10 protein-coding genes are annotated in these 12,465 nt (G+C 59.1%); 4 read left to right on the plus strand and 6 right to left on the minus strand.

Features of this window, described 5'->3' with window-relative positions; translation table 11 throughout:
- Window positions 1–13: 13 nt before the first annotated feature.
- The 6 genes from G536_RS0109590 to G536_RS27195 all read right to left on the minus strand — a co-directional run bounded on the left by G536_RS0109590 (window position 14) and on the right by G536_RS27195 (window position 9,603).
- Window positions 14–451: a GNAT family N-acetyltransferase gene (locus tag G536_RS0109590; protein WP_071837702.1), complete on the minus strand. Its 438-nt coding sequence runs from the start codon at window positions 449–451 to the stop codon at window positions 14–16.
- Between the two features lie 148 nt (window positions 452–599).
- A complete protein-coding gene (locus G536_RS0109595) occupies window positions 600–2,339 on the minus strand; it encodes a RagB/SusD family nutrient uptake outer membrane protein (RefSeq protein WP_022823376.1) in 1,740 nt (579 codons plus the stop codon).
- 22 nt (window positions 2,340–2,361) lie between these two features.
- Window positions 2,362–5,727 carry a SusC/RagA family TonB-linked outer membrane protein gene (locus tag G536_RS0109600; RefSeq protein WP_084708554.1) on the minus strand — a complete coding sequence of 1,122 codons (3,366 nt, stop codon included), beginning with the start codon at window positions 5,725–5,727 and terminating at the stop codon, window positions 2,362–2,364.
- Between the two features lie 149 nt (window positions 5,728–5,876).
- Window positions 5,877–6,995, minus strand: a complete 1,119-nt coding sequence (locus G536_RS0109605) for a FecR family protein (protein ID WP_022823378.1) — start codon at window positions 6,993–6,995, stop codon at window positions 5,877–5,879.
- 200 nt (window positions 6,996–7,195) lie between these two features.
- Window positions 7,196–7,795 (minus strand): RNA polymerase sigma factor, encoded by a 600-nt coding sequence (locus G536_RS0109610; protein ID WP_022823379.1) that lies wholly within the window; start codon window positions 7,793–7,795, stop codon window positions 7,196–7,198.
- Window positions 7,796–7,986: 191 nt separating this feature from the next.
- A complete protein-coding gene (locus tag G536_RS27195; RefSeq protein ID WP_051166923.1) occupies window positions 7,987–9,603 on the minus strand; it encodes a glycoside hydrolase family 28 protein in 1,617 nt (538 codons plus the stop codon).
- A 274-nt stretch (window positions 9,604–9,877) separates the two neighbouring features.
- Here G536_RS27195 and G536_RS32880 point away from each other — a divergent pair, with 274 nt between their 5' ends.
- The 4 genes from G536_RS32880 (at window position 9,878) to G536_RS27205 (ending at window position 12,384) form a co-directional block, all read left to right on the plus strand.
- Window positions 9,878–10,000 carry a hypothetical protein gene (locus G536_RS32880; protein ID WP_281170600.1) on the plus strand — a complete coding sequence of 41 codons (123 nt, stop codon included), beginning with the start codon at window positions 9,878–9,880 and terminating at the stop codon, window positions 9,998–10,000.
- Between the two features lie 91 nt (window positions 10,001–10,091).
- A complete protein-coding gene (locus G536_RS32730; RefSeq protein ID WP_245575786.1) occupies window positions 10,092–10,430 on the plus strand; it encodes an HPP family protein in 339 nt (112 codons plus the stop codon).
- Between the two features lie 114 nt (window positions 10,431–10,544).
- On the plus strand, window positions 10,545–10,961 hold the full coding sequence (locus G536_RS0109625) for a hypothetical protein (protein WP_169515077.1): 417 nt from the start codon (window positions 10,545–10,547) through the stop codon (window positions 10,959–10,961).
- 133 nt (window positions 10,962–11,094) lie between these two features.
- Complete coding sequence (locus tag G536_RS27205) at window positions 11,095–12,384, plus strand: MFS transporter (RefSeq protein ID WP_022823382.1); 1,290 nt, start codon at window positions 11,095–11,097, stop codon at window positions 12,382–12,384.
- The last annotated feature ends 81 nt before the right edge of the window (window positions 12,385–12,465 follow it).

The raw sequence follows: 12,465 nt of genomic DNA on the forward strand, positions 1-12,465 counted from the left end.
CTGCGCCTGTCACCTATTCGCCCGTTCCCAAATCGAGCGGGTGATAATAATGAAACGCCAGTGGCCGAAAGCCCTTGCGCAGATACAGCCGCTGCGCTGCGGCCTGAGAGAAAGCCGAGGCCAAGGCCACGCCTTCCGCGCGTAGCGTCCGGGCCAAGTTGGTGGCATAGTCGAGCAGGTAGCTGGCGTAACCGTTGTTCTGCGCGGCAGGCAACGTAACCAGGTCGTCGATGTAGAGGGTGCCAGCGTCCAGCTGGTCGAGGTAGCGGAACCCCATAGCGGCCACCACTACGCCGTCGGATTCGATATACGCCAGTTGGTAGCCACTCTGCTGCATGCGCTGAATCCGAGCCAGAAAAGTATGCTGCTGGAGTTGGGGGCGTAGCAAATGCAGCACGGGCCAACAAGCCAGAATCTGGGGAGCGTGGGTGGCCAAAAAAACAGGCGGCATAATCAGTGTGGAAAGGCTTGGAATGAGAAGAAATTGACAGTTGGTGATGAGTAGCAGGCAGCAGCTGTGGAGTAGTGTGGAGCGGTAAGCTTCCGAGTAGCATTCGCCCAACAGTACCCCCGACTACCTACCACTCAACACCAGCTACTCAATACCCAGGGTTCTGCCCGAACTCGGTGCCGTTGAGCAGAGAATTCAGCTCTTCCTGCCGGATGGGCCGCAGCCGGTGGAAGTCCTGCACCTGCGTGATGTCGGGGTTGCGCTGCTTGATGTAGCTCACGAAACTGGGCCCATCCTTCATGCGCTTCACGTCGAACCAACGGATGTTTTCGCCGGCAAATTCGCGGGCCCGCTCATCCAGAATAAAATCCGGCGTAATGTCGCCGGCCGGTACTTGCAGGGCCGCCGTGTAGTTGACGGGCGTTTTCTTAGCGGCCCGGGTGCGCAGCACGTTCACCATAGCCGCGGCGGCCGCGTTGTTGCCCAAGCGGTTCTCGGCCTCCGCCGAAATCAGGTACATCTCGGCCAGGCGCATCACCACCACGTCTTTGGTGCCGGCCTGCACGTTGGCGGCGGCCCGGTCAGGGTCCTGAAACTTGCGTAGCGTCACGAAATTCAGGCCGTTGCGAATGGTGCGGTTCGGCAGGTACACATCGTCGCGGTCGAACACCACGTAGTTTTTCGTCCGCTTGCCCGGAATGGCGCGCTTGGTAATCACCATGGCCGTGTCGCCCACCCGAATCTGCCGGCCCACCACGCTGGGGTCTTTCAGGTAAGTGGTAGCGTCGGCGGTGGTCCAGGTGTAGGCGCGAGTAGCCAGCCACACTTCCTGAAACGAGCCATCGTAGCGGCTGTCGCGCGTTTGGTCGTAAAGGTCGAGCAGCGTGAGCGTGGGCATCAGGCGGCGGTTGTTCTCGAAGCCGTAGTTCAGCGTCAGTTCCAGGCCCGGCCGGTTGCTGTACTGCGTCTGGAAGACGTGAAACAAACGGTTGCCGTTGTCGTCGTAGTTCAGCCCGATGTTGGTGGAGTTGCTGATTACGTACAGCGCCTCGCCCCCGTCGCGGCCCAGCGTTTTGTTGTTGGCTGGGTTCCAGAGGTCGGCGTAGGCGGGGCGTAAATCCACGCGCAGCTCTCCCTTGCGGTTGATTACGTCGTTGGCCGCATCGCGCGCTCTGGTAAAGTACTGCTGGGCCTCGGCGCCGGTGCTGTAATACGCCCGCGAGAGGTAGGCCCGGGCCAGAAAGCCCAGCGCCGATTTGCGCGACGCCCGGCTGTACTCGTTGCCCCAGTTCAGGGGCAAGTTGGCGGCGGCAAATTGCAGGTCGCTGATAATCAAATCGTAGAACTCGGGTACCGAACTGCGCGTGGCCGTCAGGACTGGCTCCTTGGTTTCTTCGGTGCGCAACATCACGCCACCGTAGGTTTCCACCAGGTGCCAGTAATAAAAGGCCCGCAAAAAGCGCAGCTCACCTTCGCGGCGGTTACGCTCCTCGGCGTTGCTGAAGCCCGCGTCGCCAATGCGGTTGATGCCCGCGTTGCAGAGGTTAATGGATTTCCAGAGCAGCACCCAGGCGGCGCGGTTGGGGTTGCCTTGCAAGGGCGTCAGGCCAGCGTACTGGGTGATTTGGCCGGCGTAGGTGTTTTTGTCGCGGTTGAACCACAGGTCCGTACCCGATTCGCTCATGAACTCGCCGTCTTCCTTGCCGTACCAGGAGCGCTGCTCGGAGTAGGCCGCATTCACCACCGTTACGAAGCCTTCGGGCGTCGTCCACACGGTATCGGCGGTGGCGTTGGAGGGGTTGAACTCGTCCAGGTCGTTGCAGGCGGTGAGGCCCAGGGCGCCGGCTACTGCCGCCAGCCCGATATGCTTTGCTAGTGAGATTTTCATCGTCGGAGGGGGGGAGAAGTCGTTAGAAACTCAGGTTCAAACCCACTATTATCTGGCGGCTCAGCGGCGTCGATTCGTCGCCGCCCCGCTCCGGGTCGTAATTTTCAATCAGGTCGCTCTTGGTGATAATCAGCAGGTTGGTGCCGGTTACGTACAGGCGGGCGTTTTCCAGCAGGGCCTTGCCAGCCCAGGCTTTCGGCAGGTTGTAACCCAGCGTCAGCGTCCGAATCTTGAAAAACGAGCCGTCCACAAAGTTCAGGGCTTGGTAGCCGGTGTAGCCCTGGTAGGAGCTGAGCGTGGTGCCCCGGCGCGGGCGCGGGAAGTCGTTGCTGGGGTTTTCGGGCGTCCAGTAGTCGAGGATGGCCGGGCCGTTGCCGCCGCCCGAAGTGTTGTAGCGGCCCAGAAACTTGGCGTCGATAAACTGCCCGTAGCGGGCTACGGCCAGCACGCTCAAATCGAAGTTGCGGTAGCTCACCGTGTTTTGCAGGCCCGCCACCCACTTCGGTACCGTCGAGCCGATGTAGCCCTGGTCGCTGGCGTTGAAGGTGAAGTCGCCGTTGAGGTCAGCCAGCTTGATGTCGCCGGGCTTGAAGGAGTAGTTACCGATTTTGTACTGCGCAGCCTCATCGGCTTCGCTGGTTTGCCAGATGCCCAGCTTTTGGTAGGAGTAGAACGAGCCAATAGGCCGCCCGAGCAGCAGCGAGCTGGTTTCCGGCGTACCCGTCGCAATAATGTCCCGGTCGTTGATGAGCTTGGTGATTTCCTCGCGGTTGCGCGTGAAGGTGAGCGTAGTGGACCAGCGCAGCTTGTCGGTGGCAATGTTCTGCGAGGTAATGGCCAGCTCCACGCCCCGGTTGCGCGTCGCCCCGATGTTCTCGTACACCTGCGTCACGCCCGAGGAAATGGGCAGCGGGCGCAGCAGCAGAATGTCGGAAGTGTTGGTATTGTACACGTCCAGCGTCGCCGACAAACGATTGTCAAACAAGCCCAAATCCAGGCCCAGGTTCAACGCCGCCGATTTTTCCCAGCCCAAGTTGGGGTTGCCCACCGTTGGCTGGAACTGATAGAACTGCGCTGGTACCTCGCCAAAGCTCATGCGTGAGCTGGCCGACAACACGCTCTGGGTGCCGTAGGGCGCAATGGAATAGTTGCCCGACACGCCGTAGCTGGCCCGCAGCTTCAACTGAGAAAGCCAGCGGGTATCCTGCAAAAAGGCTTCGTCGGCAATGTTCCAGCCTACGCCCACGGAAGGGAAAAAGTCCCACTTGTTGCCCGGCGCGAGGCGAGAGGCGCCGTCGTAGCGGCCGCTCAGCGTGAGCAGGTACTTGCCGGCAAAGCTGTAGTTGACGCGCGCGGCATACGCCATGTTCTCGGAGCCCACGTAAGGCGACAAAATGTTACGCGTAGTGGCTGTGCTGGTCGAACTCAAATCGTAAAACAGCTGCGAGGCCAGCAGCTGGTTGGTGCCGCTGGCGTAGGTGTTGTCGATGTCGCTGCGGATGTAGCTGGTGATGCCGGTGAGCGTGAGCGAGTGTTTGCCTATCTCGCGGCTGTATGTCAGGATATTGTCCCAGTTCAGAAACCGATTGAAGGTGTTTTCCGTGGAAGCTACGGCCGTGCGGTTGTTGGCCTGCGAGAAGGAAGTACGGTCGTTGTAGATACCGCGCCGCCGGAAGTCGAGGTTGGTACCTAGGTTGGAGCGGAACGTCAGGCCTTCCAGCGGCGTCACTTCCAGGTAGCCATTGGCAATGACGTTGGTACGAATGGTGTTGTCGCGGGCTACGTAGGGCCCTCGCTCATCGGCCAAGGGGCTGATGCGCGTCTGGTCGGCGGCAATAGGGTAGAGGTTGACTTCGCCGGCCTCGTTGTAGGGTACGCCCAGCGGACTGATCTGCGTAGCCTGGCCGAGCGGGTTCTGCCGGTCGTTCTGTTTGTAGAAATTCACCTGGCTCAGCAGCCCCGCCTTGAATACCTTGCTGATGGTTTGGTCGACGTTTAGGCGGGCGTTGTAGCGGTTGTAGTTGTTGTTTTTCAGCATGCCTTCCTCGCGGAAGTAGCCCAACGAGCTGAACACCCGGGTTTTGTCGGAGCCGGCGCGCAACGATACGGCGTGGCTTTGCTGGGTGCCGCGGTTTTTCACCTGATCAATCCAGTTCACCCACTGCCCGTTTTGCACAGCGTCGTATTCGCCGGGGTCGGGGAAGATTTTGGGGTCGTCGGTGGGGCTGTTCCAGTCGCCGGTGGCGCGCCAAGCTTCCCGGCGCAGCGCCAGGTAGTCGTCGCCGGTGCGGGAGTCGGGGAACTGGTAGTCGTTCACGCCGTAGTAGCCGTTATAGTTCACCTGCACTTTGCCGGCCAACCCACGCTTGGTGGTTACAATGAGTACCCCGTTGGCCCCCTGCGCCCCGTAAATGGCCGTGGAGCTGGCATCTTTCAGCACCTCAATGCTCTCGATGTCGTTGGGGTTCAGGTCACTGATGTTGCCGCCCTGAAACCCGTCGATAACCACCAGCGGGCCGTTGTTGGCTCCGTTGATGGAGCGGGTACCCCGAATCAGAATGTTGGAGTTGGCCCCGGCCGCACCCGAAGCCCGAGTGATGTCGGCGCCCGGTACGCGGCCCTGCAAGCCTTCCACAGCGTTGTGGGTGGGCGTTTTCGTAATGTCATCGGCCTTCACGGAGTACACCGCGCCGGTCAGGTCGCGCTTGCGCACCGTCCCGTAGCCAATTACCACCACCTCGTCTAGGGCTTTGGTATTCTCGGCCAGCACCACGTTCAGCGTAGGTCCCGTTACGGGTACTTCCTGCGACACAAACCCAATCGAGCTGAAAACCAAAGTGCCGCCGCTGGGCACGGCCAGCGTGAAGTTGCCGTTGCCATCGGTGGAAGTGCCCTGGGTGGTGCCTTTCACTACCACTGTTACGCCCGGCAGGCCGCCTCCTTTGGCATCGGCCACGCGCCCGGTTACGGTTACGTCGGCGGTGGCAGCTGTGGCTTGGGAGGCTGGGAGTAGCGCGCCCGTTTTGGTGGCCCGGCGGCTGATAACCACTTGCCCTTTCAGCACCTCATAAGCCAGGTTGAGTGGCTCAAACAGCTGAGTGAGTACCGTGGACAGTTGCTGCTGCTGCACCTGCAACGATACTTTGCGGTGCGCATCCACTATGCGCGAGCTATACACAAACTTCACATCGGCCTGCTGGCCGATGCGGTCTAGCGCGGTTTTCAGCTCCAGGTCGTTGACTTCCAGTGTAATAGTTCGAGAGAGAATTTCCTGCCGCTGCGGCAACAGATTGGCGCCGGCTGCGGGCTGGGGTGCCAACGACCAAGCTAGGCCGAGAAATGGAGCGGATAACCCCAGCCGAATCCGGGAGGGTAACGTAGTAGCCATAATTGCGGGGGATTTTTAGGGAGGAACTGGCGTCTCCATCTGGCCGGATGGCACGACGTTATATAGCGGCCGGGCGGTGCAAGCTTCGCCGGCTCTTTTGCGCGGAAAACAGTAGCGGGTCAGGTCATAGCAGCAAGTGAAAAGGCGGATTACTGGCAGCTGAAACCCGTCACAACAATCTGAGTATCCAGTACTTCGTAGCTGGCGTGCACTGCTTTACACAGCAGGTTGAGCTTTTCAAAAAGCGGTTCGTCGGAGAGAGAGGCCGTAATCGGGCAGTTGCCCAGCGTGGTTTCGTCGTACACGATGTCCACGTTGTAGGCTTGCTCGATATCGGCGAATATTTTGCGAATCGGTGTTTCGGCGTATTCGAAAGCAACCGTACGCGGGGCGCCGGGCTGCAAAATGGGCTGCGGAACCAAGGAGCGAAGCAGCTTCCGGTTTTGCAGATGATAGATGACCTGCTGATTGGGCGCCAACACAAAGCCTTCCAGCTTGCGCGTGTGCAACTGCCGTTGCGCCTGCTGGCTTTCCTGCGGATACACCGATACCCGCCCGGTTTTCACTGTCACTACCACGGCGGGCGCCTCGGGCTGGGCCTGCACCTCGAAACTGGTGCCGAGCACCTTGGTTACCAAATGCGCCGTCGAGACGAAGAAGGGCCGCTCGGGATTCTTCGACACCTCAAAAAACGCGTCGCCCTTTAAGTACACCACGCGGGTAAGTCCGGTGAAGCGCGCCGGAAACGCCAAGCGAGTACGCGGGCGTAGCAGCACCGAGCTACCGTCAGGCAGATTAACCAGGCGCGTTTGGGGCCCAGTATTCACCACTTCCTTCAGTGCTTCTGCTTGCCGGGCTGCCGCTACAAGCGTTTCGTAGGAACTGGCGCTTGGCTGACGCACCTGCCACAGCTGCCAGCCCCCCAGCAGCGCGAAAACAAGTGCTGCTGCCGCCCAATACCAGTTGCCGCGGTGGCGCGAGTGGAAGGCTGGCGTGGTGGGCGTTTGCTCGGCCCCTATTTCCGTGAAAATACGCTGCTTGAGGTCCTGCTTTTCGTCGGTGGTAAGGCGCACCTGGGGCAGCTGGTGCAGGGCCAGCAGCAAGTGGCGCGCCAGCTCCACCTCGTCGCGCTGAAACGGGTACGTGGTTAACCACTGCTGCCAGAACGCTTCGGTGTCGGCATCGGGGGTGAGTACCCAGCGTGCAAAATGCTCGTCCTGGGCAAAGTCTTCGGCAGAAAAAGAGAGGTAATCGTGGGGGCCGGGCATCAGTCAGCGGCTATCGTCCGGGCAGTGCGGTTGCCGGAGTAAAGGCCTGTGCTAGGTAAGAGCAAGCCCAACCATTTTTCTACCACGCATCGCGCAGTAATTCTTTAAATATTTTTTTTGCTCCGGTAAGCTCAGCATAATGGCCTTTGAGGCTTACTGTATAGTACAGTGCAACCTGCTACGAAAAATGGTAAGGACCCTCAGCTGCCCGGCAGCAACAGCAGCAGGGCCAAGCTGATAGTGAAAGAACGGCGCAGCTTCTGAAGGGCGCGGTACAGCAGGTTGGAAACCGTTTGCTCGTTGACTTGAAGCAAGTCGGCAATTTCTCTGATTTTGAAGTTGTTGAAATACTTCAGGTTGATAATTTCCTTTTCCCGGCCGGAAAGCTGGCCCAATGAGGTGCTGAGCTTGATAGTGCGGTGGTGCTCGTCTTCGGAAGCCATTAGCTGCTGCTCCACCGACGGCTCGTTTTCAAGGTGCTCGGCGCTTGGCACCCACATGCGCGCTTCCTTGCGCAGCTTAAGCAGCTCCCGCCGCAGGCTGCCGTACAGGTAGAACTTCACCGATACCTCTGCCGCCAAATGCTCCCGCCGCGCCCACAGCGTCACGAACAACGTTTGGATGCCGTCCTTCACGGCCTCCTCGTCGGCGGTGATGTGGTGCCCGTAGGCGTAGAGCTGCTGCGCGTAACGGTCGAAGAGGGTAGCCAATGCCTGCTGCTGCCCCGCCCGGAAGGCTTGCCACAGCGCCAGGTCCTCGCCGTGGCGCTGCTCATTGTAGGAAGGGGCAGGAGTATACACGCTGAAAAGGGCAACTCAGATGGTACGGAAGAAAGGTTGAATGTTAAAGTTATCAGAACCGCAGTTAGTAAGCTAGCATGCTGCAATAAAAACCGGATGGCCCTGCTACTTGGCTAAAGCTTTTACAGTCAGAACCTTGCTTCTGCTGTATCTCTCTGTGCTTGGGGAGGATTGTAACAGGATGTATCGGCTTAGTGCTGCTTGTTCCAAGTGGGCTGCGACCAGTTTGCGGGTTTTTGCGGTTCACAATTCTTGAAACGAATGTCAGCGGATTTGTCGCCCGTTACGGTGGCTTGCACGGCGTTGCCCGGCACCACGAACTTCACTTCCTCGAACAGCACCTGCCGGGCATCAAGCAGCGTAATCTGGGCGGCGGCAGTACGGAGGGTGGCACGCCGCACGGTGAAGCCTTGGAGGTCGGCGCCCGTAAATAGTTTCTGCGCGTTTACCTCAATATTTTCCAGCAGCACGTTGGTGAGCGGCGTTTCCGGAATGGCTTCCACTTTCACAAACTGGCTGGCTTGCTCTACCAGAATGTGGCGGGCGGTATTGTTGGCGAAATGCGGCGTGAGAGGGGTAATGGGCAGGGCAGGCAATCGGCTGGCCAGCGCGCCTACGTGGGTGGCGCTGCCCAGCATATCCCAGTGAAACGCCGTGGCTTTCAGGTTCATGCGCAGGCGCTCATAAGTCAGATTTTCGCCCCCGCCTCCGCGTGAGCGTCGGGTTTTGAAGCGAATACCCACGCCGGTATTGTCGAACACGCAGTCGTGCACGTACAGGTTGCGAATCAGGGCTGCTGTTTCACTGCCGCAGGTGATGCCGCCGTGCCCTTCCCGCGCCAAGCAGTAGCGCACTACCACATTTTCGGTGGGCATGTTCACCCGCAGGCCGTCCTCACCGCGCCCGGCCTTGATGGTGAAACAGTCGTCGCCGCAACTTAAAGTGCAGTACTCAATCAGCACGTTGCGCGACGATTCCACGTCAATACCGTCGCCGCGCTGAATGCCCACCGAATTCACTGTTACGCCCCGGATAATCACTCCGTCGCAGTACACCGGCACAATGTTCCAAAAGGCCGTGTTTTCCAGCGAAACACCTTCGATGTACACGTTGCGGCAGTTAATGGGCGAAATGAACATGGGTGGAAAAACGATGCTGCCGTTGTGGCCTTCGTACACCCGCTGCGCTACCGGCGTACTGGCCAGCACCACGTTTTCCACCACGTCGTGGGTCATCGTCTGCTTGCGTACCGAGCCGCCCTGCGTGGGCCCGATAAGTTTGCCTTTGCCCGTCACGGCAATGTTTTGTTGCCCGTTGGCATAAATGCAGGCGCCCAACGACATGACCTCCACGCCCTCGGTGCGGGTAAATACGGCCGGGCGGTAATCCTTCACTTCGCCGCTGAAATACAGTTCCGCGCCTTCATCGAGGTGCAGGTTTACGTTGCTTTTCAGGCTGATACGCCCGGTGTGCCATTTGCCGGCCGGCACCACTGCCGTGCCCCCGCCGTGCTGGCTTACCTCGTCGATGGTAGCTTGGATTTCGGCTGTGACTTTGGCGCCGGTATGGGCTCCTTGCTCAACAATACTGCGTGTGTAGGCCGGGAACGATGGTTTTCGGAAGGCTGGCATGGTAAACGGAGCCCGCACCGGCGCAATATCTGCGGGTAGCTGGCTGGCCCCAACCTGCTCTTTGGTGGGAATAGCAGCCGTAGTAGCTGCTGGCCTCCCGCTATGCCCCACCGTGCACGAGGCAACAAGCAACAGCCAGCAAACCTGCGCTAGCACGAACAAGCGGTTTTTGCGCATGTGCCGATTTTCCTGAAAAACCAAAGGTGGATAAGGCACCATAAGCAGCTAAATAAGAGGCGTAAAGCAACCTGCCAGGGTAGTAGCAACTGTCCTGTACTGTCCTATTATTCGAGATTTCTGTATTCCAGAAATACGCCGCCCGCACTGTAAATTTTACCCTCGGCTATTCAGAAACCCAGACCTACGAGGATGGGGTTACCACGATAGGCCTGCGGCTGATGCCTTACTTGTGGCGGCAGAACGTATTGTTGGGCGCGGTCAATTGTTGCCAATGCGAAGAAAACTACGGGGACACGTGCGTCGGGTAAAGGGCATCATCTACCAGGAAACGCTGTTCGATTACAAGGAGCACTTCTGGACGTTCGTGGGGCGTTTGTGGGAATCGGGCTGCTGAGCCGCTATGAGTTTGGGTCCACCAACACCATGCTGCTCGTCGGTTCGTTTGGGCCTCGTCGGTGCTGATTTATGGTGTTATCAATAGTCTGTTGGCGCAACCCCGCAATCTGCTGGGCGGGCACGTGCTCAGTGCCCTTATCGGCGTGACGGCGCAGAAATTGGTGGGCGGGGAAATGTGGCTGGCATCGGCGCTGGCCGTGGCACTATCTAGTGTGGTGATGCAAATAACCAAAACGTTGCACCCACCCGGCGGCGCTACCGCCCTCATTGTCACGGTAGGCTCGGAGCAGCTAAAAGCGCTGGGTTGCTGGTATGTGCTGCTGCCGGCACTGGTAGGCGTGCTGCTATTGCTGGCCGTGGCGCTGGTGTCCAACAACATTACAGCCACCCACAGCTACCCCACCAACAAGTACTGGTACACAGTCTAGCGGCGTTATTGGTAGCCAAAGAATATGTAGCGGATAGCGGCCATATTGCCGCATCTACAGGAGCGTATTAACCGGCGGCGCACAGGAAGCGTATGGAAAAGCATGCATCCTATTGTGCCCTGGCTTCCGCTGCTGTTTATCCCTGTTTTCGGGGCTTTTTGGTGCTTGATTGTATTCATGATTTCCCGCATGGGCTGGCAGCGGCTGGCCGCGCAATATGCAGTGGAGGCTGTGCCCGCCACTGCACATCGGGAGACGCTAACTTTCCTGCGCGTGGGAGTAGCAAACTACAAAAATGCCGCCCGGGCTGGTTTCACTCCACAGGGCCTGTACCTGACCACCTGGAAAATTTTCTTTATCGGGCATCCCCCGTTATTTATCCCCTGGTCGGCTTTCGGGCCGGTGCAGGAGCATACGTTTCTGTGGTCGAAAACCTATTCCACCCACATCAGCAGCGACGGTAGCACAGTGCCTTTTTCCTTCAGCAGTGATAAACTGCTGGCGGCGTTGAGGGCAGCCGGGGTTCAGTAAGTCAGGTACTTGCCAGTCCGCTTCTCGATTAAATAAAACCAATGCGGCGGCCACGGGGTACAACCCTTGCATTAAACCAGGGCATCGGAAGGGTAGGCTAGGGGCTTGCGTACTTCGGTGTCGTACGCGCAAAATGGAACAACTCGACAACCAACGCAGCACTCGGCCTTATGTCATTGCCTGGGTGTTTTCTTTGCTGTTTTACTTTTTGGAATACGCCGTACGCTCAGGCCCGGCCGTCATGATTCCGGAGCTAGCTGGTGTGTTTGGGGTCAGCAACCTGGAAGTCGGCTCCATTCTGGGTACGTACTACTACACCTACTCGTTGGCTGGGCTAGTAGCCGGTATTGCCTTAGACCGCACCGGCGCCAAGTATGCCCTGCCGGTGGGCGTGCTGGTGGTGGCCGTCGGTAGCGCGCTGTTTGCAGTGCCCGGCGCAGCCGCTGGTAATGCGGGGCGGCTGTTGCAAGGAGCGGGCTCGGCGTTTGCCTTTACGGGGTCGGTGTACCTAGCTTCACGAGGGTTTCGGGCGGGTTCGTTGGCTACGGCCATTGGCGCTACGCAGTGCCTGGGCATGCTGGGTGGCGCCTTGGGGCAGTCGGTGGTAGGGCCGCTGATTCACAACGGGTTCGATGTACAACTGTTTTGGATGTTGATGGGCGCGGCCAACCTGGCTACGGCGCTGGCGCTGTATTTCATTACCCCCAATGATGCCGCCGAGCAAGCCCGTAAGCCCGTGGCAGCGGGCGGCTTTCTGCAACCCTACAAAATTGTGTTCCGCAACCCGCAGTCCTACCTGTGTGGGCTGATTGCGGGGTTGCTATTTGCTCCCACTACTATTTTCGCCATGAACTGGGGCGTGGCCTCATTGCAGCAAGACCAGCAGATGAGCTACGCCGCCGCTACTTGGGCCTGCTCGATGGTGCCACTAGGCTGGGTGGTGGGGTGCCCGTTGCTGGGCTGGGTAGCCGACCGTATTGGGCGCCGCAAGCCAGTGTTGTTCGGTGGCGCAGCTGCTATGATAGTAATTGGGCTGCAACAACTCTTTTTGCCCACGCTACTACCGCTCTATGGTAGCCTGTTCCTGTTTGGGGTGGCCTCGGGCGCGGCCATGATTCCGTATTCCATCATCAAAGAAGCCAACCCCGACGAAGTGAAAGGCAGTGCCACCGGCGCCATGAACTTTCTCACGTTCGGCGTCTCGGCGGTGCTGGGGCCGTTGTTTGCGCGCGTGTACGGCCAAAGCCTGGGCAACGCCGACGACCCTAGCGCCCACTTCATGACTGGCGGGCTGTTCTGGATTTGCTGCACCAGCGTAGCTCTGCTGGCTAGCTTATTGCTGCGCGAAACTGGTTCCGGCCGCCAGCCAGCGACTGTAGCGGCTGCGCGGCAGTCCGCAATACCGCTGGGGTCAGCAACGTAAAAGAGGCTGCCGTTTAGGCGTAGTTCCACGCTTAGGCCTGCGTGCCTGAGTGGATATAAATTAGGTCGAGCAAAGCGCGGC

It is taken from the genome of Hymenobacter norwichensis DSM 15439 (genome assembly GCF_000420705.1).
GTDB classification, from domain to species: Bacteria; Bacteroidota; Bacteroidia; order Cytophagales; family Hymenobacteraceae; genus Hymenobacter; species Hymenobacter norwichensis.

Excerpts from the sequence above, each read along its gene's own strand:
- G536_RS0109590 (WP_071837702.1), bottom strand. The coding sequence starts at position 451 with ATGCCGCCTGTTTTTTTGGCCACCCACGCTCCCCAGATTCTGGCTTGT.
- G536_RS27195 (WP_051166923.1), bottom strand. The coding sequence starts at position 9,603 with ATGCGCAAAAACCGCTTGTTCGTGCTAGCGCAGGTTTGCTGGCTGTTG.
- G536_RS27205 (WP_022823382.1), top strand. The coding sequence starts at position 11,095 with ATGGAACAACTCGACAACCAACGCAGCACTCGGCCTTATGTCATTGCC.
- G536_RS0109595 (WP_022823376.1), bottom strand. The coding sequence starts at position 2,339 with ATGAAAATCTCACTAGCAAAGCATATCGGGCTGGCGGCAGTAGCCGGC.
- G536_RS32880 (WP_281170600.1), top strand. The coding sequence starts at position 9,878 with ATGCGAAGAAAACTACGGGGACACGTGCGTCGGGTAAAGGGCATCATC.
- G536_RS0109600 (WP_084708554.1), bottom strand. The coding sequence starts at position 5,727 with ATGGCTACTACGTTACCCTCCCGGATTCGGCTGGGGTTATCCGCTCCA.
- G536_RS0109605 (WP_022823378.1), bottom strand. The coding sequence starts at position 6,995 with ATGCCCGGCCCCCACGATTACCTCTCTTTTTCTGCCGAAGACTTTGCC.